The following is a 22,845-nucleotide window of genomic DNA, read 5'->3' as shown; positions in this document are numbered from 1 at the left end:
CACAGCCCTGCGAGTGCAGGCGCCTCTCCAGCCCGGGACATGTCCAGAAACATCGAAGATAAGGCTTTTTTCGGCTTTGGCCGACAAGGATGGCGCCGCGACGAGGCGCCTGGTGACAGAATATACCGACATTGCGATCATTGGCGGCGGCCTGAGCGGCTCGATCACGGCCGCCATGCTCGGAATGGCCGGCATCCCCGCGATTCTCGTCGATCCCCACGCGGTCTCCCCGCCCGACTTTCGAATCGAGAAGATCTCCGGTGCCGAGCAGATCGGCCGATTCCGTCGCACCGGGATCGCCGACAAGGCGTTGACCCAAGCCACCCTGGCCCCGGAGAACTGGATCGCCCGATTCGGCTACGTGCTCGAACGGGCTCAGGTCCAGCAATACGGCATTCCGTATGATGCGCTCGTGACGGCGGTGCGCGACCAGATCCCAGGCGCTGTGACGCGAATCGTCGCCAAGGCCGTAGCGATCACGCCAACCGAGGATCGCCAGTCGGTCGTGCTGTCCAACGGGCAGACGATCTCCGCCCGCCTCGTCGTGCTCGCCAACGGGCTGAACGTCGGGCTGCGGCACATGCTGGGAATCACCCGCACGATCACCAGCCCCGCCCATTCGATCTCGATCGGGTTCGACCTGACGCCGGTCGGCCGTTCCGCCTTCCCATTCCCGGCCATGACCTATTTCCAGGAACGAGCCAAGGCGCGGGTGCCCTACATCACCCTGTTCCCGATCGGCGAGCGCATGCGGGCGAACCTGTTCGCCTACCGCGAGGTCGATGATCCCTGGCTTCGGGCGGTCCGCCGCAACCCGGTCGAAACGCTGGCCGCCGCCCTGCCCGGCCTGCGGCGGATCACGGGCGAGTACGCCGTGAGCGGCGAGGTGCGGGTCCGGCCCGCCGATCTCACCATCAACAGCGGGTACCGCATGCCGGGTGTCGTGCTCGTCGGCGACGCCTTCTGCACCACCTGCCCCGTCACCGGCACCGGTTCCGACAAGGTGTTCACCGATGTCGAGCGCCTCTGCAACGTCCACATTCCGCGCTGGCTGGCGACTGACGGCATGGGCGAGGCCAAGATCGCGGCCTTCTATGCGGACCCGGTCAAGACGGCCTGCGATGCGTGGTCGCTCGAGAAGGCATGGAATTTCCGATCGGTCTCGATCGGGGCCAGCCCCTATTGGCAGGCGCAACGCTGGGCGCGCTTTGCCGTCTCGCTCGGCCGCGGGGTTCGGCAGCGGCTGACGAAGACCAATGCGCCGCTCAACGTCTATTCCTCGTCATCATCCTCCTCGTCGTCGTCCTCCTCGTCATCGCTGTCGTCGTCGGCCTGATCCTGCCGGCTCGGCTGATGGCCCTGGTCATCCCAGAGCTTGCGATAGGTCCCATTCTTCGCCAAGAGCTCCGCGTGGCTGCCGCGCTCGATCGCCCGGCCGCCGGAGATGACGATGATCTCGTCCATCTCGACCACCGAGGTCAGGCGGTGGGTCGACCAGATCATGGTGCGGCCCTTGGCGACCTTGAGCAGGGTGCGGTTGATCGCGGCTTCCGTGGTCTGGTCCAGCGCCGAAGTGGCCTCGTCGAGCAGCAGCACGGACGGGTTGCGGATGATGGCGCGGGCGATCGCGATGCGCTGGCGCTGTCCACCGGACAGCGTGTCGCCGCGCTCGCCGACGATGGTATCGTATTTCTGCGGCAGGCTCATGATGTAGCGGTGGATCTCGGCCTTCTTGGCCGCCTCCTCCACCTCCGCGTCGGTGGCGCCCTCCTTGCCGAGCCGGATGTTCTCCCGCAGCGACATGTTGAACAGCATGTTGTCCTGGAACACCACGGCCATGCTGCCGCGCAGCGAATCGCGCGTCACCTTGCGGATGTCGACGCCGTCGATGGTGACGCGGCCTTCATCGGGTACGTAGAGCCGCAGGATCAGGTTGAGCAGCGTGCTCTTGCCCGAGCCCGACGGACCGACGATCGCGATCCGCTTGCCGACGTCGAGCTTGAGGCTCAGATTGTCGAGCACCGGCGTCTCGCTGCCCTCGTACTGGAAGGTCACGCGCTCGAAGGTGATGTCGTGGCTGATGCGGGGCAGATCCGGCGCGCCCGGCCGGTCGGCGCCGCGGGTCGGCTCGTCCAACAGCTCCTGCATGTGCCGGATCGCGGCCGCCGAGGAGATCGACACCGGCACGAAATGCATGACATGGGCGATGTTGTAGGACACCTCCCAGAATGCGCTCTCGAAGGTGACGAAGGTGCCGATCGTGATCTGGCCCTTGGTGGCGAGATAGGCGCCGAGAGCGAGCACGACGAGATGCAGCAGCAGCACGGAGATCGTGACGGTGCGCTCGACCATGGTCGACAGGAACATCGCATCGGCCATCTTGCGCCGCGCCGCGTCGTTGCGGAAGCTGAACCAGCCGAATACCTTGCGGTGGAGGCTGAAGGCCTTGATGACGGCTTGCGCCGCGATGTTCTCCTGGATCACGCCGAGCAGCGACGCTTCGTTCAGTTTCTGCTCGTAATTGGCCTGAACCGCCTTCGGCGTCAGGATACGCGGGCCGATCAGGGTGATCGGAAACACCAGCAGCGCGATCGCAGCGAGCTGCCAGTTCAGGAACAGCATCAGAATGATGCCCGCAATCAGCTCGAGGAACGGCAGCACAGCGCTGTTGGCGAAACTCTTCACGACGTTCTCGAACGCCGACATGTCGACCGAGAAGCGCGACAGGATCTCGCCGCGCTTGGTACGCTGGAAATAGGCGGCCGGCAGGTTCTGCACGTGATCGAACAGACGGGTGCGAACGTCCGAGATGACGCAGGCCGCGAGCCGCGCATCCCAGCGCTCGTAGAGCACGGCAATGATCGAGGTGAAGATGCCCGCAGCGGCGAGCACGCCGAGGATGCGATAGAGCGCCTCGAAATCCTCTTCGCCGAGCGCATCGTCGATCAGGAACTTGAGGCTGAGCGGCATGATGACGTTGAACAGCGTCTCGATCAGGACGCCGATCGACACGAAAGCCAGCATCTTCTTGTATCTGGCGAGCAGCGGCGAGACGAAGCCGTAGATGGTTGCAAGCGCACCTGCGGCCTCGCGGGCCGTGTAGACGACGAGATCCTCGTCGTCGTCATCATCGTCGAGGTCGAGGCCGGCCTCTTCACCGTCCTCCTCGTCATCGTCCTCATCGTCGCCGACGACGTCAGCCGTCTCTGTCGCCGACGTCTTCGCTGTTCCGGGTTTTGGAACGGCAGGCACGGCCGCCGCCGGCCCCCGCTTGTCCAAATCATCGGCAGGATCAGCTGCCGTTGCGGACGTCTGATTTCGCGGCGGTGAAGATTTGGGCGCCATTCAACGAACCGATCCTGCACGGCCAGTATGACCGTAACGGATTAAAGCGGCTCGGCTTTACCACCTGTGTCCGCCTGCCGCCAGCATTCTCGCCATACGGTGCCGCACCCGCCGCGACCAAGACGCGGCCCTGTCACGCAACCAGCACGGTCACAAGCGCCGCGGACGCAAGACAGCATCGAGATGCCGGTCAACGCCCGCGGCCCTGCCTCGAAGTGCCGGCGGCTGTGCCGCGAGCCTAGTCTTCGTCCTCGACCTTGTCGAAGAACGAATAGCGCAGGCTGTCGGCGTCGGCGTACCACTGGCCGGGCCCCTTGTTGGCCGCGAGCGTCGCTGCCCACACCTCGTCGGTGCAATCGCGGCGGTGCATGGCCAGATCGAACCCGTTGCCGAAGAACAGCTCCGACCACTCCCACCAGGTGCCGAGCTTCTTGACCCCGCGCAGCAGGTCGTAGCGGTCGACCAGCGCCGGAGCCATGTCCGAGGTGATCGAGCCGAACACGAGGCCGGTCTTGACGACGCGGTTGAGCTCGCGGATCGCGCGCGCAACCTGCTTGTCACCGAGATGGCAGAGGCTGGTCTCGAACACGAAATCGAACTCACCGGTCTTGAATGGCATATCGGTGATCGAGCCGAGCTTGTTGTATTTCCTCAGCGCCTTCGGCGTCTTGCCATGGATGTAGCGGTTGTTCTCGATGCCCCAGGCATCGATGCCGCGCTCGCGGAGCGCTCCCACCAGTTCACCGCTCGCGGAGCCGGCGACCAGGAGCTTGTAGCCTTTGCCCTTGCCGGCCCGGTTCCAAACGATCTTGATCAGGCTGGTCAGATAGTCCGGATCGGTGAACTGCGACCACGCTTCGCTGTACGGCCCCTGCCCGCGATAATTGTCGAAATAGTCACGGTCGATCTTGTCGGACAGCGGCGTTTCGGCCTGCGAGCGGGCGCGGCGCAGCCGCATCATTTCGGTCAGGATGATGTCGGTGGCGGCGTCCGACGAATCGAGCAGCCCGTTCAGGGTCGAGTCGAACAGGTAGTCCCCGACCACGACGATGCCGGGGTGCTCCTTCGGCTCAGGCCGGTGATTGGTCATGACGTCGCGTACCGGCAGACCGCCGGGCAGCGCGTTGACGGACGACAGCCAGCGGTGGATCTTGCCTTCCATGAAGTGTGCGCGCGCGTCGCCGAGCGCCGCAGGGAGCGACTTCAGCGCGGCATCGATCAGCTCCTGGTCCGAGAGGTTGGCGAAGGCGAGCGCATCCGAGCCCGCGATCAGCCAGTTGAGCACGCCGTGCTTGCCGACATCGTGGCGCGAGCCCTCGTTGTAGATGCAGCAGCCGCCGAACGCCTCCGACATGAACCAGGAGCCCGGAATCTTCTCGCCCCAGAACGGCTCGTCGAACAGGATCGAGACGCGCAGATAATGCGCGGGACGATCGAAATAGGCGATGTGCTTGACCATGGACTGGCGCAGCTTCTCGCCCTCCCAGCCGACCGTCGACAGCCAGGAATGCGGCAGGCACACCAGGACGAGATCGAACTCGCGCGTCTCCGGCCCCTTGCCGTTCATCATGTTGAGCCGGTAGCGACCCGCCTCGGTCTTGCCGATGCGGAGCACGCGATGATTGAGCTGGATGTCGGCATCGACCTCGGAGCGCAGGCACTCGATCAGTTGCTCGTTGCCGTTCTGAATCGAGTACAGGCCGATATAGTCGTCGATATCCATGACGAAGTTCTTGAGCGCATTGAGGCCGTTGGTGTTGTGGGCCTCGGTCGCGAGGTCGGAGCGCGACATCACCTTGAAGAAGCGCTTGGCCGTGGGATCCTCGACCTCCTCGTCGAGCAGCTCTTCGCAGGTCTTGTAGGCCCAGGGGTGCTCGTTATCGTGGGCGCCGACGCCCTCGTAATATTCGACCGGCGACATCACGTCGGTACAACGCTTGCGGAACGCCTCGACCGCAGCGGCCGTCTTCGGGCCGTATTTGCGGCGCAGCCCCGGCACGTCGTCGAGCAGCTCGCCGTCGAGTTGCACCTGCAGCGCATCCATCGGAATCGTCTGCAGCCCGAAATGCTGGATCAGCTCGCGCAGCGGATCAGGGCCGGTCATCGAGTAGTCGTAGATTTCTGCGACACCAGCCTCATACATCGCCGGTGCGGTATCGAACTTGCGCGTCACGATCTTGCCGCCGAGCCGGTCGGATGCCTCGTAGATCGTCACCTTGCAGAGATCGCCGAGTTTGCGCCTCAGATACCAGGCGCTCATCAGGCCACCCGGACCGCCACCAACAATCGCAAGGTCAAGCATCGAAGTTCCGCCATCTCCGGCTGTCAGCGACGTTGCCGGTCGTCCATACAGGGGTCCTGCCACCCTCGGGGCTCGATCGGCCATAGCGTAACCGGCCCGCAAAAGATTTGCGCCGGAGCAAATCGGCGCATCGCCACGGGAATCGACGGAAATCAGCTCAGCGGATCTGATGCTTCCAAAAGCGCCTCTGTCCCTGAAGGGAAGATGAACAACGGGGCAGCAGCGCGGCAACAGGAGAAGAAAATGTCAAAAAAAGGCCGGCAAACGCCGGCCTTTTCTACGCGCGATGAACGCACGGCAGACCCCGACACCGTCGGGGTCATGCCGCAACCGTCCGTTTACTCCGCCGGCGGCAGCGCGAGCGGCTGAGGCTCGGGCTGCGCCGGCACGATCGCCGCCTGCTTCTCGCGCTCGTCGAGAATCAGCTTGTCGCGCTTCAAAGCGACTTCGCGGATGCGGGCCATCGAGGCGCCGGTGCCGGCCGGGATCAGGCGTCCTACGATGACGTTCTCCTTGAGACCCTCGAGTGGATCGATCTTGCCGTTGACCGCCGCCTCGGTGAGGACGCGGGTGGTCTCCTGGAACGAGGCCGCCGAGAAGAACGACCGGGTCTGCAGGCTCGCCTTGGTGATGCCGAGCAGAACCGGAGTGCCTGTGGCCGGCTTCTTCGCCTCCTCCACGGCCTTCGCGTTCAGCAGGTCGAACTCGATCTTGTCGACCTGTTCGCCCGAGATCATGTCGGTATCGCCCTGGTCGGTGATCTCCACCTTCTGCAGCATCTGGCGGACAATCACCTCGATGTGCTTGTCGTTGATGAGCACGCCCTGCAGCCGGTAGACCTCCTGGATCTCGTTGACCAGATAGGCCGCGAGCTCCTCGATGCCCTTGATCGCCAGGATGTCGTGCGGCGCCGGGTTGCCTTCGACGATGAAGTCGCCCTTCTCGACGATGTCGCCATCCTGCAGATGGATGTGCTTGCCCTTCGGGATCAGGTACTCGCGCGGCTCCTCGGTCTTGTCGACCGGCTCGATCGAGATGCGACGCTTGTTCTTGTAGTCGCGACCGAACCGGATGGTGCCGGCGATCTCGGCGATGATCGCGGCATCCTTCGGCTTACGCGCTTCGAACAGCTCCGCCACCCGCGGCAGACCGCCGGTGATGTCGCGCGTCTTGGCGCTTTCCGTCGAGATACGCGCGAGGATGTCGCCCGGCTTCACCGTCGAGCCGACGTCGACCGACAGAATCGCGTCGACCGACAGCATGTAGCGGGCATCGCCGCCGCGGGCGAGCTTGAGCACCTTGCCGTCCTTGCCCTTGATCACGATGGCCGGACGCAGATCCGCGCCACCGCGCGTTCCACGCCAGTCGATGACCACGCGCTTGGCGATACCGGTGGACTCGTCGAGCGTTTCCGAGATCGACAGACCCTCGGTCAGATCCTCGAACCCGATCGTACCCTCGGCTTCCGTGAGGATCGGACGGGTGTAAGGGTCCCACTCGGCGATGCGCTGGCCGCGCTTGATCATGTCGCCGTCGTCGACATGCATGCGCGCGCCGTACTGGATGCGGTGCGTCGCACGCTCGGTGCCGTCGGGGTCGACGATCGTCACGACCATGTTGCGGACCATCGCGATCAGATGACCCTCGCTGTTGCGGGCGATCGCCTTGTTCTTGATGACCACCTTGCCTTCGAAGTTCGATTCCACGAAGGACTGCTCGTTCAGCTGCGCCGCACCACCGATGTGGAAAGTGCGCATCGTCAGCTGGGTGCCGGGCTCACCGATCGACTGCGCGGCGATGACGCCGACGGCCTCACCGTGGTTGACCGGCGTGCCGCGCGCCAGATCGCGGCCGTAGCACATCTTGCAGATGCCGTTGACCAGCTCGCAGGTCAGCGCCGAGCGGATCTTCACCTCCTGCACGCCAGCCTGCTGGATGGCGTCGATGTGGCTCTCCTCCATCAAGGTGCCGGCCTTGACCAGCACCGCGTTGGTCGCGGGATCGCGCACGTCGTCGCAGGGCACGCGGCCCAGGATGCGCGAGCCGAGCGAGGCCACGACCGTGCCGGCATCGACGATGGCGCGCATCTTGATGCCGAGATGGGTGCCGCAATCGTCCTGCGTGATGATGCAGTCCTGCGCGACGTCGACCAGACGACGGGTCAGGTAGCCCGAGTTCGCGGTCTTCAACGCGGTGTCCGCGAGACCCTTGCGGGCGCCGTGGGTCGAGTTGAAGTACTCGAGAACCGAGAGACCTTCCTTGAAGTTCGAGATGATCGGCGTCTCGATGATCTCACCCGACGGCTTGGCCATCAGGCCGCGCATGCCGGCGAGCTGACGCATCTGGGCCGGCGAACCGCGGGCACCGGAATGCGACATCATGTAGATCGAGTTGATGTCGGCATCCGCCCCCGTCGCCGTCTTCTTGGTGACGGAGATCTCCTTCATCATCTCCTTGGCGATCTCTTCGCTGGCCTTCGACCAGGCGTCGACGACCTTGTTGTACTTCTCGCCGTGGGTGATCAGACCGTCATTGTATTGCTGCTCGAAATCCTTCGCCAGCGTACGGGTGGTGTCGACGATCTTCCACTTGCCCGCCGGCACGACCATGTCGTCCTTGCCGAACGAAATGCCCGCCTTGAAGGCGTTGTAGAAGCCGAGCGCCATGATCCGGTCGCAGAAGATCACCGTCTCCTTCTGGCCGCAGTGACGATAGACCTGATCGATCACGCCCGAGATCTCGCGCTTGGTCATCAGCTTGTTGATGACCTCGAACGTGACGCGCGGATGCTTCGGCAGGAGATTGCCGAGCATGACGCGGCCCGCGGTGGTTTCGATCCAGCGCTTGGCGATCTTGCCGGTCTCGTCCATGCCCTCCCAGCGATACTTGATCTTGCTGTGGAGATGGATGGCCTTGGCGTGCAGCGCATGCTCGAGCTCGGCCATGTTGCCGAACGCCATGCCCTGGCCGGGCATGCCCTCGCGCATGATCGAGACGTAGTAGAGGCCGAGCACGATGTCCTGCGACGGCACGATGATCGGCTGACCGTTGGCCGGATGCAGGATGTTGTTGGTCGACATCATCAGGACGCGCGCTTCCAGCTGCGCTTCGAGCGACAGCGGAACGTGCACGGCCATCTGGTCGCCATCGAAGTCGGCGTTGAAGGCCGAGCAGACCAGCGGATGGAGCTGGATCGCCTTGCCCTCGATCAGCACCGGCTCGAACGCCTGGATGCCGAGGCGATGCAGCGTCGGCGCGCGGTTCAGGAGCACCGGATGCTCGCGGATGACCTCGTCCAGGATGTCCCAGACCTCCGGACGCTCCTTCTCGACCAGCTTCTTGGCCTGCTTGACCGTCGTCGACAGGCCCTTGGCGTCGAGCCGCGAATAGATGAACGGCTTGAACAGCTCGAGCGCCATCTTCTTCGGCAGGCCGCACTGGTGCAGGCGCAGCTCGGGACCGACCACGATGACCGAACGGCCGGAGTAGTCGACGCGCTTGCCGAGCAGGTTCTGACGGAAGCGACCCTGCTTGCCCTTGAGCATGTCGGCGAGCGACTTCAGCGGACGCTTGTTGGCGCCGGTGATGACGCGGCCGCGGCGGCCGTTGTCGAACAGCGCATCCACCGCCTCCTGAAGCATGCGCTTCTCGTTGCGGATGATGATGTCGGGCGCGCGCAGCTCCATCAGCCGCTTCAGGCGGTTGTTGCGGTTGATGACGCGGCGATAGAGGTCGTTGAGGTCGGAGGTCGCGAAACGGCCGCCGTCGAGCGGCACCAGCGGGCGGAGGTCCGGCGGGATCACCGGAACCACGGTCATGATCATCCATTCCGGCTTGTTGCCGGAGTGGCGGAACGCCTCGACGATCTTCAGGCGCTTCGCGAGCTTCTTGTGCTTGATGTCGGAGTCGGTCTCCTGCATCTCGGCACGCAGCGTCTGCTCGAGCTTCTCCAGCTCGAGGCCGCGCAAGAGCTCACGGATGGCCTCGGCGCCGATCATGGCGGTGAAGCTGTCCTGGCCGTATTCGTCCTGCGCCTTGAGGTACTCGTCCTCGGACAGCAGCTGACGGTCCTTGAGCGCGGTCAGACCCGGCTCGAGAACGACGTAGTATTCGAAGTACAGGATCCGCTCGAGATCCTTCAGCGTCATGTCGAGCAGCAGGCCGATGCGCGACGGCAGCGACTTCAGGAACCAGATGTGCGCGACGGGAGCGGCGAGCTCGATATGGCCCATGCGCTCGCGCCGGACGCGCGACAGGGTCACCTCGACCGAGCACTTCTCGCAGATGATGCCCTTGTACTTCATCCGCTTGTACTTGCCGCACAGGCACTCGTAGTCCTTGATCGGCCCGAAGATGCGGGCGCAGAACAGGCCGTCGCGCTCGGGCTTGAAGGTACGGTAGTTGATCGTTTCCGGCTTCTTGATCTCGCCGTAGGACCAGGACAGAATCTTCTCCGGAGACGCAATCGAGATCCGGATCTGGTCGAAGACCTGAGCCGGCGTCGTCGGATTGAAGAGATTCATAATTTCTTGGTTCATCGTATTCTCCTCGCGGGCCGATCGGGGGTCGGCCGCAAATTCGAAAATCTCTCAACGGGCGCCTTGTCCTGACCCGCGGGGGAAGGCGCCGGCACCCGGCCGTCCGAGACGGCCGGGCATGACCTCTTGAACTACTCGGCGGCTTCCGACGTCGGCGCCGGTCCGAGCTTGGAGTTGTGCAGGTCGACGTTGAGGCCGAGCGAGCGCATTTCCTTGACCAGCACGTTGAACGATTCCGGAATACCGGCCTCGAACGTGTCGTCGCCGCGCACGATCGCCTCGTAGACCTTGGTGCGGCCGGCGACGTCGTCCGACTTCACCGTCAGCATCTCCTGCAGCGTGTAGGCCGCGCCGTAGGCTTCGAGCGCCCACACCTCCATTTCGCCGAAACGCTGGCCGCCGAACTGGGCCTTGCCGCCCAGCGGCTGCTGGGTGACCAGCGAGTACGGGCCGATCGAACGCGCATGGATCTTGTCGTCGACCAGATGGTGCAGCTTCAGCATGTAGATGTAGCCGACCGTCACCTTGCGATCGAACGCATCGCCGGTGCGGCCGTCATAGACCGTCGACTGACCGGATGCGTCGAGGCCGGCGAGCTTCAACATCTCCTCGATGTCGGCCTCCTTGGCGCCGTCGAACACCGGCGTGGCGATCGGCACGCCGCGGCTCAGATTGTGACCAAGCTCGATCAACTCGTTGTCGTTGAGCGACTTGATGGTCTCGTCATCGCCGTAGATCCGCTTCAAGGTCTCCTTCAGCGGCTTGACGTCCTGCTTCGACAGGTAGGCATCGACCGTCTGGGCGATGCGCTTGCCGAGGCCGGCGCAGGCCCAGCCGAGATGGGTCTCGAGGATCTGCCCGACGTTCATGCGCGAGGGCACGCCGAGCGGGTTCAGCACGATGTCCGCATGGGTGCCGTCCTCGAGGAACGGCATATCCTCGATCGGCACGATCTTGGACACGACGCCCTTGTTGCCGTGACGGCCCGCCATCTTGTCGCCCGGCTGGATCTTGCGCTTCACGGCGACGAAGACCTTGACCATCTTCATCACGCCGGGCGGCAGCTCGTCGCCACGCTGCAGCTTCTCGACCTTGTCGAGGAAGCGCTGTTCCAGCCCCTTCTTCGACTCGTCGTACTGCTTCCGCATGGCCTCGATCTCGGCCATCAGCTTGTCGTTCGGCGAGGCGAACAGCCACCACTGCGACTTCGGATACTCGTCGAGCACCGCACGCGTGATCTTGGTATCCTTCTTGAAGCCCTTCGGCCCCGAGATGCCCTGGCGGCCGTCCAGCATGTCGGCGAGACGGCTGTAGACGTTGCGGTCCAGGATCGCCTGCTCGTCGTCACGGTCCTTGGCCAGACGCTCGATCTCTTCCCGCTCGATCGCCAGCGCACGCTCGTCCTTGTCGACGCCGTGACGGTTGAAGACGCGGACCTCGACGATCGTGCCCTGCACGCCCGGCGGCACCCGCAGCGAGGTGTCGCGAACGTCGGAGGCCTTCTCGCCGAAGATGGCGCGCAAGAGCTTTTCTTCCGGCGTCATCGGGCTCTCGCCCTTCGGCGTGATCTTGCCGACCAGGATGTCGCCGGCGCGCACCTCCGCGCCGATATAGACGATGCCGGCTTCGTCGAGGTTCTTCAGCGCCTCTTCCGACACGTTCGGAATGTCGCGCGTGATTTCCTCCGGACCCAGCTTGGTGTCGCGGGCCATCACCTCGAATTCCTCGATGTGGATCGAGGTGAAGACGTCCTCCTTCACGATCCGCTCGGAGAGCAGGATGGAGTCCTCGAAGTTGTAGCCGTTCCACGGCATGAACGCGACCAGCACGTTGCGGCCGAGCGCGAGCTCGCCGAGATCGGTCGACGGACCGTCAGCGATGATGTCGCCCTTCTTGACGATGTCGCCGACCTTCACCAGCGGACGCTGGTTGATGCAGGTCGACTGGTTCGAGCGCTGGTACTTCATCAGCCGGTAGATATCGACGCCCGACTTGGTCGGATCGAGATCTTCCGTGGCGCGGATGACGACGCGGGTGGCGTCGATCTGGTCGATCACGCCCGAGCGGCGCGCCGCGATCGCGGCGCCCGAGTCACGGGCAACCACGCCTTCCATGCCGGTGCCGACGAACGGCGCCTCGGCGCGAACCAGCGGCACCGCCTGGCGCTGCATGTTCGAGCCCATCAGCGCGCGGTTGGCGTCGTCGTTCTCGAGGAACGGGATCAAGGCCGCGGCAACCGAAACCAGCTGCTTCGGCGACACGTCCATGTAGTCGACCTTGTCGGGCGTCATCGGCACGACTTCGCCGGCATGACGGCAGACCACGAGGTCCTCGGTGAAGCGGCCCTTGGCATCGAGCGGCACGTTGGCCTGCGCGACGCGGTAGCGCCCCTCCTCCATGGCGGACAGATACACTACCTCGTCGGTGACGCGGCCGTCCTTGACCTTGCGGTACGGCGTCTCGACGAAGCCATACTTGTTGACGCGGGCGAACGTCGCCAGCGAATTGATCAGGCCGATGTTCGGACCTTCCGGCGTCTCGATCGGGCAGATGCGGCCGTAATGCGTCGGATGCACGTCGCGCACCTCGAAGCCGGCGCGCTCGCGCGTCAGACCGCCCGGTCCGAGCGCCGACAGGCGGCGCTTGTGGGTGATCTCCGACAGCGGGTTGGTCTGGTCCATGAACTGCGACAGCTGCGACGAGCCGAAGAACTCGCGCACCGCGGCGGCGGCCGGCTTGGCGTTGATCAGGTCCTGCGGCATCACGGTGTCGATGTCGACGCTCGACATGCGCTCCTTGATGGCGCGCTCCATGCGCAAGAGACCGATGCGGTACTGGTTCTCCATCAGCTCGCCCACCGAGCGGACGCGGCGATTGCCGAGATGGTCGATGTCGTCGATCTCGCCCTTCCCGTCGCGCAGGTCGACCAGGGTCTTGATGACCGCCAGGATGTCTTCCTTGCGCAGAGTGCGCTGGGTGTCCGGCGCATCGAGCTCGAGGCGCATGTTCATCTTGACGCGGCCGACCGCGGAGAGGTCGTAGCGCTCGGCATCGAAGAACAGCGACTGGAACATCGCCTGCGCCGAATCGAGCGTCGGCGGCTCGCCCGGACGCATCACGCGGTAGATGTCGAACAGCGCGTCCTCACGCGTCATGTTCTTGTCGGCCGACAGCGTGTTGCGGATGTAGGGGCCGACATTGACGTGGTCGATGTCGAGCAGCGGCAGGTCCTTGTAGCCCTGCTCGTTCAGCACCTTGAACAGCTTGTCGGTGATCTCCTCGCCGGCCTCGGCATAGATCTCGCCGGTCTTCGGATTGACGAGATCCTCGGCGATGTAGTTGCCGAGCAGCTCCTCGTCCGACATGCGCAGCGCCTTCAGCCCCTTCTCCTGGAGCTGGCGGGCGGCGCGAACGGTGAGCTTCTTGCCGGCCTCGAGCACGACCTTGCCGGTGTCGGCGTCGATCAGGTCGTTGACGGTCGAATAGCCGCGGAAGCGGTTGGCGTCGAACGGAACGCGCCAGCCTTCCTTGATGCGCTTGTAGATCAGCTTCTTGTAGAAGGTCGACAGGATCTGCTCGCCATCGAGACCGAGCGCGAACATCAGCGACGTCACCGGCAGCTTGCGGCGACGGTCGATGCGCGCGAACACGATGTCCTTGGCGTCGAACTCGATGTCGAGCCAGGAGCCGCGATACGGGATGACGCGGGCGGCGAACAGCAGCTTGCCCGACGAGTGGGTCTTGCCCTTGTCGTGGTCGAAGAACACGCCCGGCGAACGGTGCATCTGCGAGACGATGACGCGCTCGGTGCCGTTGACGATGAAGGTGCCGTTCATGGTCATGAGCGGAATGTCGCCCATGTACACGTCCTGCTCCTTGATGTCCTTGACCGACTTCGCGCCGGTCTCCTCGTCGATATCGAACACGATGAGGCGCAAGGTCACCTTGAGCGGCGCAGCGAAGGTCATGCCGCGCTGACGGCACTCGTCGACGTCATATTTCGGCGGCTCGAACTCGTAGCGGACGAACTCCAGCATCGAGGTGCCGGAGAAGTCGGAGATCGGGAATACCGAGCGGAACACCGCCTGCAGGCCCTCATCCGGCCGGCCACCCGTGGGCTCGTCCACCATCAGGAACTGGTCGTAGGACGCCTTCTGAACCTCGATGAGGTTCGGCATCTCCGCGACTTCCTTGATGTGTCCAAAGAACTTGCGAACGCGTTTGCGACCGGTGAATGTCTGCTGCGCCATCGTGGCCTCTCATTTCGTCGCCCGGAGGGGCGAACCTTCCGAAACAGCGGCTGCCACCGCCCCTTCGGGTTGAATTTCGATCCATTTCGAGGATCTGAGGCCCAGAGCCGGAACGGAAATGTCCCAGATCTGTTCTTCAGACCAGCAAAACGCAAAACGACGCGCGAGGCGCGAGGACGCACCCGCTCGTCACAACCATCTCGTCACGGACTGCAAAAGCCCGAAATTGCCTATCTCCCAACGGCTTACGGACGGAGACGCCACTCCACCGATCAACCGGCTTTTCGTGCTGCCGACCCAATATGGGTTGACAATAATCGAGATTCGAGAGCGAAGCCCCTAAATCTCCACACTTTTCCGTGTTCGGCCCACAACGGACGGTTCCGTTGCACGCCTTTTGCAGTGATTCCGAGCCGCGCCCAATACCCCTGCAAAACTCCTTGTCCACATGATGACCGGGCGATGTTACCACCCGGTCATCATAATCTGTCGAAAGCCCCCGGACCCGCCCATGGCAGCCCGGGGACTTCGTTCGCGCAATCGAAGCGATTACTTGAGCTCGATCTTGGCGCCGGCCTTCTCGAGCTGAGCCTTGATCTTCTCGGCCTCGTCCTTGTTGACGCCTTCCTTGACCGGCTTCGGAGCGCCCTCGACCAGGTCCTTGGCTTCCTTCAGGCCCAGGCCGGTGATGGCGCGGACTTCCTTGATGACCTCGATCTTCTTGTCGCCGGCCGAAGCCAGGACAACGGTGAACTCGGTCTTCTCTTCCGCCGGAGCGGCAGCGGCGCCACCAGCGCCCGGAGCGGCGACGGCCACGGCGGCCGCGGCGGACACGCCCCACTTCTCTTCCAGGAGCTTCGCGAGCTCAGCAGCCTCGAGAACGGTGAGGGCCGAGAGGTCGTCGACGATCTTCTGCAGGTCAGCCATTGATGTAGTCCTTTAGTGTGGTTCGGTTCGAAACCAGGTTGTGAGTGTTTGCGAAGGGCGTCAGGCCGCTTCGCCCTTTGAGGCATGAGCCTGAATGACGCGCGCGACCTTGGCCGCGGGAGCGTTGGCGAGCTGGGCCAGCTTGGTCGCCGGAGCCTGGATCAGGCCGACGAGCTTGCCGCGCAGTTCGTCCAGCGACGGCAGCGAGGCCAGAGCCTTCACGCTGTCGACATTCAGGACGGTTGAGCCCATCGAGCCGCCGAGAATGACGAACTTTTCGTTCGCCTTGGCGAATTCGATGGCAACCTTGGGCGCCGCGACAGGATCGTTCGAAGTTGCGATCACGGTCGGCCCCTTCAACAGGGGACCGATGCCGACGACGTCCGTGCCTTCAAGAGCAATTTTGGCGAGACGGTTCTTCGAGACCTTCACCGATGCGCCAGCCTGCTTCATCTGCTTGCGCAGGTTCTGCATCTGAGCCACGGTGAGGCCGGAATAGTGAGCGACGACGGCAACGCCCGTGGTCTTGAAGACCTCGTGCAGCTGCTCGACCGCCTCTTTTTTTGCCGCTCGTTCCACAGCAAGCTCTCTCCGGTTGGCGGCCTTCGCCCGAAAGCGGGACCGCCGGGTTGCACCCGCCGTCCCACCAAACCTGACCTCCGGACGGAAGAACCCGAGGACACGAAAGGCAAAACGGCGATGAATAGCCTGCCCTTCCGAAAGCCCTGAGAGCCCGCGGAGTGTCGAGGTTCGAACCAAACCTGCATGCCACCACGACAAAGGCAGTGGACATGCCGAAATCCGGTCTTCACCCGTCTATGCAGGCTGGATGATTAAGCCATTGAGGAAACTGGATTTCCGCGCCGGCGCCTGCAGTCTCGGACAGGATTCGGAGTGATCGGCGAACCGACCTCCCCTGCGGCATTCGAGAGCAGAAAGATCCTTCTTCCTTCCGAGAAATCCAAACGGATATCCTCAAAAGGAATGCTGGCTCCTCTCAACTTTCGGAATGCGCGCACAGGCGCGCCAGCAACAGCCGGCCCGCCTGGAAGCCGGTTCTTTAACGGGTCCATTGCGACTTGCCAAGACCCCAAGAGCAAAAATCGCACCAGTTGGGCCATGCCGTGGAGCCGGGTGGGAGCCCCGTCGCCCGGATGAGCGACAGCCGGCGCGCGGGACGCGCGTCGGCGATAGCGACATGCGGGGTCTCACGTGCTCTGCCGGAAACCCCGGATGTCGGCAGCGCTCATCAGGGCCACGGGGCATTGCACGCGCAGGGGCACAATCCCGCCTCAGCCCTTCGGACAGGCCGCTCCGGCGTCGGCCCAGGCCTTGATCAGCTCGCCGAACTGCTTCTGGGTTCCCGGGGCCGGGGTCCGCCCAGCTCCCGGATTCCAGCCCCAGCCGACCAGCTCATCCTCAGCCATATGGTGAATCAGCTGCGCCATGGTCTTGCCGCCGTTGCGATTTGGATCCTTGATCTGTGCGCAGATCTGGCCGAGCGACTTGCCCTGCCAAGCCATCTCGATCGGGGCCAGCTGCCACTTGGGATTACCGGGCACGCGCGCCGCGTCGAAATTGGCCTCGTGGTGGCAGGTCGTGCAGGCGAGCCCGCCGGGCGCACCCATGCCAGCCTCGCCGCGGACCACCAGCGGCTGATGCGGAATCATCCTATCGGTCTGGGTCGGCCGGTCGCCGGCCGGGTGGCAGTTCATGCATCGCGGCGACTGCAGCACCTTGCCGGCCTCTTCGAACAGCGCCACGGCGCGCTCGTCCTTGCTCTTGATCCTGGCGAAGTCCGCCACCGGCTTGAGCCCGCCGGCGACGTGCGTGGCCTCGGGCGCCGCATCGGCGCGCCGCAGTGCCGGCAGGGCTACGATCGCAACCGCAGCCAGGCTGCCAGCGAGCAGCGCCATCGTCGCCGTTCTGAACGGGCTCATGCGGTGTCTCCCGGCCGGATCGGCAGTTGGGTCGGGCGCGGCAGACCCAGCCTGGCCATGGCGTTGGCGACGGCAGGTCCCAGCGGCGGCACGCCGGGCTCGCCGACTCCCGAGGGTTTCTCGGTCGACGGCACGATCGCAACCTCGATCTGCGGCATCTCGTGGATGCGCAGCGAGCGGTAGGTGTCGAAATTGCCCGACACCGGTCGTCCCTCGTCGAGCGGCTGCTGCGCATAGAGGATGTGGCCGAGCGCAAAGCCGATGCCGCCCTCCATCTGGGCGCGGATGATGTCGGGATTGACTGCGACGCCGCAGTCGACAGCGCACCACACCTTGTGCACGACCGGTCCGTCGGCCCCCATCGACAGCTCGACCACCTGGGCGACGTAGGTGTTGAAGCTCTCGACCACGGCAACGCCGCGGGCGCGGCCCGCCTCGAGCTTGGCGCCCTTCCAGTCCGCGAGCTCGGCGACCGCCTTGAGCACACCGGCGTGACGCGGCTTGTCGGCCATCATCGCCAGTCGTCCCTCCACAGGATCCTGGCCGGCGGCTTCGAGCAACTGATCGACGAACGCCTCGACGGCGTAGCCAGTATGGGTGTGGCCGACCGAGCGCCACCACAGCACGGGCACGCCGACATCGACCTGATGCAGGTCGCAGCGGAAATTCGGCACCTGGTAAGGAATCTCGTTGGAGCCCTCATAGGCCGTCGAATCGAGGCCGTTCTTCATGGTCATCGCCTCAAACGGCGAGCCCTTCATGATCGACTGCCCGACGATCGTATCCGACCACGCCACGATCTTGCCGTCGCGGACCACACCGCGCATTCGGTGCAGGCTGAACGGTCGGTAGTAACCGCCGCGCATGTCATCCTCGCGGGTCCACACCAGCTTGACCGGACGTCCCGGCCCGATCGCCTTGGCGACCTGCGCCAGCTCCATGGCGACGTGGGTCGACTGCTGCGCCCGCCGGCCGAAGCTGCCGCCGGCGAGAATCGTCTTGAGATCGACCTTGGCGATGTCGAGCCCAAGCACCTGCGCGATCACGGCGTGATCAGGCGTCGGAAACTGGCTGCCATAGCGCGCCGAGGCGGTATCGCCCTTCCAGTGAATGAAGGCGTTGATTGGCTCCATCGGCGCATGGGCCAGATAGGGAAAGACGAACTCGGTCTCGATCAGCTTGCCGCCCTTGGCGATCTCGGCGTCAACGTCGCCCTCCTGCTTCACCAGGGCGCCCTGCTTCTTCGCACGGGCGCGAAACTCCTCCAGCAGTTGCGCCGTGCCGCGCGTCTCCGCCTTGCTGTCGTCCCAGGTGATCTTGAGAAGGTCACGTGCCGTCTTCGCCGGCCAGAACCCCTCGGCATAGACGGCTACACCGTTCGGCACCTCCTTGACGTCGACCACTCCCGACACGGCCTTGGCCGCCGACGCGTCGAACGACGCCACCGTGCCGCCGAACCGCGGCGAGCGCGCCACCAGAACGGTCAACGTCCCCGGATCCTTGATGTCGAGCGTGTACTCGGCCGAGCCGTTCGACTTCGCCACGCTGTCGAGCCGGGTCACCGCGCCTTCCTTGCCGATCAGCTTGAAGGCGGAGGGATCCTTGAGCTGCGGGTTCGCCGGCACCGGCTGCTGCATCGCCTTGGCGGCCAGCGCGCCGAAGCCGCTCTGCTTGCCGGACGGATGCTTGATGAGGCCCTTCTCGACCGTGATCTCCTCGGCCGGGACCTTCCATTCGTCGGCGGCCGCGGCCACCAGCATCGCGCGCGCGGCGGCGCCGACCTTGCGCATCTGCTCGTAGGAATTGGCGATTGCGCTGGAGCCGCCGGTACCCTGCACCCCGAACAGCAGGTTTTTGTAGAGCACCGGATTCGAGGGCGCATGATCGGCGCGCATCTGCGACCAATCGGCATCGAGCTCCTCGGCCACCAGCGTGGCCATGCCGGTGAACGGGCCCTGCCCGAACTCGATGTGCTTGCAGAGAACGGTGACAGTGTCGTCCTGGCCGATCACAAGGAACGTGTTCGGCGCGATGTTGACGGACTTCGCCGCGTCTTGCGCGTAAGCGACACCATTGCGGGCGACATAGGTGGCGAGCGCCAGCCCCGCTCCCGCCTTCAGCAGCGAGCGGCGGGACAATGTCGGAGCGGACGTGGCGGGCTTCATATGCACATTCATGATCAGCCCTCCAACGTCTTGGCTGCGGTATGGATGGCAGCGCGGATGCGCACATAGGTGGCGCAGCGGCAGATGTTGCCGTTCATCGCGAGATCGATGTCCTCATCGGTCGGCTTGGGATTAAGGCCGAGCAGCGCGACCGCGCTCATGATCTGGCCGGACTGGCAGTAGCCGCATTGGGGCACGTCGAGTGCCGCCCAGGCCTTCTGCACGGCCGCACCTTCCTTGCCGCTCAGCCCTTCGATGGTGGTGATCTCGCTCTTGCCCACCGCCGACACCGGCAGCGAGCAGGAGCGAACGCTCTGGCCGTCGAGATGCACGGTGCAGGCACCGCACTGCGCCACGCCGCATCCGTATTTGGTGCCGGTCAGCCCGGCATTGTCCCGGATCGCCCATAACAAGGGCGTATTCGGGTCGACGTCGATCTGATGCTCGCGCCCGTTGATCTTGAGGGTGAACGCCGCCATGCCGCTCTCCTGAATTGCAGGAGAGGAACTTAGAAGCGTTTGAAAATCACTCGCAATTCACAGAGGCGTGCAGTGCGTCAGAATATTTCTGCACCACGCGTGGAACTTATCTGCGGTCTGCGCGTTTGGCGTTGCGGTGCTGGGGGAGCGCCATCTGCGCTTGCCTATCCGACCCGAAACGGCAGTGGCTCCCCTGCAAAGAACGCCGTGAGATTGGCCACCACGCATTCCTGCATCGCCACGTGAGACTCGCGGGTGTTGCCGCCGATATGCGGCGTGACCACCACGTTCTGCAACGACGTCAGCCCATCCGGGGCGTACGGCTCGGTTTCGAATACGTCGAGCCCGGCGCCAGCGATGATGCCGTCCTTCAGCGCTACCAGCAGCGCCCCTTCGTCGATCACGGAGCCACGCGAGATGTTGACGACATGGCCATCGGGCCCGATCTTCTTCAGGAGATCGGCATCGACGACGTGCGTGGTCTCCGCGCCGGCGCGGACCGCGATCATCAGCACGGTGCACCATTCGGCCAAGGCATCAAGGCTTGAAAAATACTGATACGGCAGATCGTCGTGGCACGTGCGGCTGAAATAGCCGACCTCGGTCTCGAAAGCGGCGACGCGCGCGGCGATCTTGCGGCCGATTTCGCCCATCCCGTAGACGCCGACCTTGCAGCCGGACAGACCAGGCGGCGGCTTCAACAGCGGCGACGGCCGGGCCTCCACCCAGCCACCGGTGCGCACATAGGAATCCGCCGCCGTCAACCGCCGCACGCTCGCCAGCATCAGCATGAGCGCGACATCGGCGACCGCTGCAGCGTTCGCGCCGGGACTGTGGCCGACCACGATATTGCGCGCCGCGGCCGCCTTCAGGTCGACGCCATCATAACCCGTGCCGTAACAGACGATGGCCCCGAGCGCCGGCAGCCGGTCCATGTCGTCGTCCCCCAGAGGCGTGCCGCCGGCTGTGATCAAAGCCCGGATCTGCGCAACCTCCTCCGCCGGAAACACCTCGTGCGCCGGCGTGCCGCCGCTGTCGAGCAGCTCGAAGCGATCGGCGAAGCGCTGGGTCAGCGACTTCGGCAGGCGGGAATAGATCAGGACCTTCTCGGGCATCGGGATTACCTATTCGGGCGGTCGCACGTCGCCACTCAGTGTCGCGTCAGCAGGCTCAGCAGAATGATGATGATGATGAATTGAAGCGCGCAGAGCATCCTCCAGAACAACAGCGGGTTGCGGTCGTGAAGCGAGCGACGCTTGGCGATCGCCGGACCCGCCCATGACGCACCGTTCTCCAACTCGTGGGCGAATTCGATGGCATCACCGTAACGCTGTGCAGGATCGACGTTCAACGCCTTTCCGATCACGGCGTCGAGCCAGGCCGGCAGTTCCGGTCGGTAGCGTGAAATCGGCACCGGTTTGCCGAAGCGCGGGCGCGAGAACGGCTCGATCTCGCCGAACGGATAAGAGCGCGTGAACATGCGGTAGACGGTGACGCCGAGGGCGAACAGGTCGGACGCTTCGTCACCCGGCTTACCGGCGAACAGCTCCGGCGCCATGTAGCTCGGGGTCCCCGGAATATCCTCGGCCGGAAAGTCCTCGAACCGCGGCACGCGCGCGACCCCGAGATCGATCAGGCGCAAGCCGCCGTTCTCGAGCAGGATCACGTTGTCCGGCTTGATGTCGCGATGGATGATGCCGGCCCGGTGCAACGCCACCACCGCGCGCACGAGCTTGGTCGCGATCGCGGTGCCCTCCGCAAGCGACAATCGGGGCGGCCGGTTCAGACGCTGCTCGAGCGTCTCCCCCGCGTAGAATGGCATTGCCGAATAGAGCCGGGTCTGGCGCTCGACGGGAAGCTCGATGATCTCGCCGATCCAGATGCTGCGCACACGCGCAGCGACCCAGGCTTCGCGAATGAACGCCAGGCGGAACGAACCTTCGCTCGCGACGCGCGGATGCGGAAATTTCAGGACGACCTCCCTGTCACCCTGCCCCGCGTCGATCGCCTTGAACAGCCGGGAGTAGCGGCCATCGGACAGGAGTTCGCCAAGCCGGAATCCGTCGATCACGTCACCGGGCGAAGGCAGCTCGCCGATCGGCAGGGACGAGATCGAACCGGTGAGCTCGTCGCGGTCAGCGGGCGGAAGATCGACGACGTCGAGCACCAGCGCCGTCGAATTGTCATTGCTGCCGGCCGCGAGCGCGGCGGCGACGATCCCGCGCGCGGAATCGTCCGGGGGCGTGCGCTCGGCGAGGATCTCCTGAAGGCGCGAATCCGGCAGGATGCCGTGGATGCCGTCGCTGCAGATCAGAAACCGGTCGTGCTGACGCATGCCGAGCGTCGTGTAGTCGAAGCGGGCGAACTGCTCGAAACCGATGCCCCGGTTGAGGACGTGGGCAAGGTCAGCGCGGCCCGCGACATGGTCGGTCGTCAGACGCTCGAGGCGCCCTTCGCTCAGGCGGTAGACGCGAGTGTCCCCGACGTGGACGACGTGGCAGGTTCGCCGCGACAGCACCACCGCGGAGAAGGCGCAGCTCATTCCATGCAACTCGGGGTCGACGCGGCCCTGCGCATGGATCCAGCTGTTGATGGCTTCCAGCGCACGCGCGGCTCGGCTTCGCACGCCCGCCGTCTCGGGCAGAGAATGATAGGCATCGATGAAGCCGCGGACGGCGAGCTCCGCCGCCTCGCGCCCACCCTTGTGGCCGCCGACGCCGTCGGCGACGGCGGCGACGATATCGCGATCCGTCGCCCCCTGCAGGCCAAGGCGGGCGCCGACGTAATCCTCATTGTTCGGTCGCTTGCCGGTCTCGCTAGCGAAGCCGACGCGAACCTGAAGATTGCGATGCGCGCCGGCCACGCCTGAACACCTTGCCTATGGAGCGACGGCGCGTCG

12 protein-coding genes are annotated in these 22,845 nt (G+C 64.6%); 1 reads left to right on the top strand and 11 read right to left on the bottom strand.

Going from position 1 to position 22,845, the window contains the following annotated elements:
• Nucleotides 1-112: 112 nt before the first annotated feature.
• The gene (locus QW887_RS00360) at nt 113-1,336 is read left to right on the top strand and encodes an NAD(P)/FAD-dependent oxidoreductase (protein WP_316194049.1); all 1,224 of its coding nucleotides are present in this window, start codon (nt 113-115) and stop codon (nt 1,334-1,336) included.
• Here QW887_RS00360 and QW887_RS00355 read toward each other — a convergent pair.
• The 11 genes from QW887_RS00355 to QW887_RS00305 all read right to left on the bottom strand — a co-directional run bounded on the left by QW887_RS00355 (nt 1,273) and on the right by QW887_RS00305 (nt 22,809).
• Nucleotides 1,273-3,345: an ABC transporter ATP-binding protein gene (locus QW887_RS00355; RefSeq protein WP_315714566.1), complete on the bottom strand. Its 2,073-nt coding sequence runs from the start codon at nt 3,343-3,345 to the stop codon at nt 1,273-1,275. The genes QW887_RS00360 and QW887_RS00355 overlap by 64 nt on opposite strands.
• A 238-nt stretch (nt 3,346-3,583) precedes the next feature.
• Nucleotides 3,584-5,647: an FAD-dependent oxidoreductase gene (locus tag QW887_RS00350; RefSeq protein WP_315714567.1), complete on the bottom strand. Its 2,064-nt coding sequence runs from the start codon at nt 5,645-5,647 to the stop codon at nt 3,584-3,586.
• Between the two features lie 338 nt (nt 5,648-5,985).
• Nucleotides 5,986-10,185: a DNA-directed RNA polymerase subunit beta' gene (gene rpoC / locus QW887_RS00345; protein WP_315714568.1), complete on the bottom strand. Its 4,200-nt coding sequence runs from the start codon at nt 10,183-10,185 to the stop codon at nt 5,986-5,988.
• Nucleotides 10,186-10,316: 131 nt separating this feature from the next.
• Nucleotides 10,317-14,435 carry a DNA-directed RNA polymerase subunit beta gene (gene rpoB, locus QW887_RS00340; protein ID WP_315714569.1) on the bottom strand — a complete coding sequence of 1,373 codons (4,119 nt, stop codon included), beginning with the start codon at nt 14,433-14,435 and terminating at the stop codon, nt 10,317-10,319.
• A gap of 549 nt (nt 14,436-14,984) precedes the next feature.
• Nucleotides 14,985-15,362 (bottom strand): 50S ribosomal protein L7/L12, encoded by a 378-nt coding sequence (gene rplL, locus QW887_RS00335; RefSeq protein WP_172108050.1) that lies wholly within the window; start codon nt 15,360-15,362, stop codon nt 14,985-14,987.
• 60 nt (nt 15,363-15,422) lie between these two features.
• On the bottom strand, nt 15,423-15,941 hold the full coding sequence (rplJ, locus tag QW887_RS00330) for a 50S ribosomal protein L10 (RefSeq protein WP_008963452.1): 519 nt from the start codon (nt 15,939-15,941) through the stop codon (nt 15,423-15,425).
• 713 nt (nt 15,942-16,654) lie between these two features.
• Nucleotides 16,655-17,302, bottom strand: coding sequence for an Isoquinoline 1-oxidoreductase subunit (locus QW887_RS00325; protein WP_315714570.1), 648 nt, complete (start codon nt 17,300-17,302; stop codon nt 16,655-16,657).
• Nucleotides 17,299-19,479, bottom strand: coding sequence for a xanthine dehydrogenase family protein molybdopterin-binding subunit (locus tag QW887_RS00320; protein WP_315749611.1), 2,181 nt, complete (start codon nt 19,477-19,479; stop codon nt 17,299-17,301). Before QW887_RS00320 ends, QW887_RS00325 begins: the two co-directional genes overlap by 4 nt.
• A gap of 2 nt (nt 19,480-19,481) precedes the next feature.
• Nucleotides 19,482-19,946, bottom strand: a complete 465-nt coding sequence (locus QW887_RS00315) for a (2Fe-2S)-binding protein (protein ID WP_315714572.1) — start codon at nt 19,944-19,946, stop codon at nt 19,482-19,484.
• Nucleotides 19,947-20,110: 164 nt separating this feature from the next.
• The gene (locus QW887_RS00310) at nt 20,111-21,061 is read right to left on the bottom strand and encodes a 2-hydroxyacid dehydrogenase (RefSeq protein WP_315749610.1); all 951 of its coding nucleotides are present in this window, start codon (nt 21,059-21,061) and stop codon (nt 20,111-20,113) included.
• 35 nt (nt 21,062-21,096) lie between these two features.
• Complete coding sequence (locus tag QW887_RS00305) at nt 21,097-22,809, bottom strand: bifunctional protein-serine/threonine kinase/phosphatase (protein ID WP_315714574.1); 1,713 nt, start codon at nt 22,807-22,809, stop codon at nt 21,097-21,099.
• Nucleotides 22,810-22,845 lie beyond the last annotated feature (36 nt).

The sequence above is a fragment of the Bradyrhizobium sp. SZCCHNRI3052 genome, from assembly GCF_032484895.1.
Lineage (GTDB): Bacteria > Pseudomonadota > Alphaproteobacteria > Rhizobiales > Xanthobacteraceae > Bradyrhizobium.
This window is presented reverse-complemented; position numbering and strand designations above follow the sequence as displayed.

Bases quoted from the DNA above. Each gene is read 5' to 3' on its own strand.
- QW887_RS00310 (WP_315749610.1), bottom strand. From the start codon at position 21,061: ATGCCCGAGAAGGTCCTGATCTATTCCCGCCTGCCGAAGTCGCTGACC.
- rpoB (WP_315714569.1), bottom strand. From the start codon at position 14,435: ATGGCGCAGCAGACATTCACCGGTCGCAAACGCGTTCGCAAGTTCTTT.
- QW887_RS00320 (WP_315749611.1), bottom strand. From the start codon at position 19,479: ATGAATGTGCATATGAAGCCCGCCACGTCCGCTCCGACATTGTCCCGC.
- QW887_RS00350 (WP_315714567.1), bottom strand. From the start codon at position 5,647: ATGCTTGACCTTGCGATTGTTGGTGGCGGTCCGGGTGGCCTGATGAGC.
- QW887_RS00325 (WP_315714570.1), bottom strand. From the start codon at position 17,302: ATGAGCCCGTTCAGAACGGCGACGATGGCGCTGCTCGCTGGCAGCCTG.
- QW887_RS00355 (WP_315714566.1), bottom strand. From the start codon at position 3,345: ATGGCGCCCAAATCTTCACCGCCGCGAAATCAGACGTCCGCAACGGCA.
- rpoC (WP_315714568.1), bottom strand. From the start codon at position 10,185: ATGAACCAAGAAATTATGAATCTCTTCAATCCGACGACGCCGGCTCAG.
- rplL (WP_172108050.1), bottom strand. From the start codon at position 15,362: ATGGCTGACCTGCAGAAGATCGTCGACGACCTCTCGGCCCTCACCGTT.
- QW887_RS00315 (WP_315714572.1), bottom strand. From the start codon at position 19,946: ATGGCGGCGTTCACCCTCAAGATCAACGGGCGCGAGCATCAGATCGAC.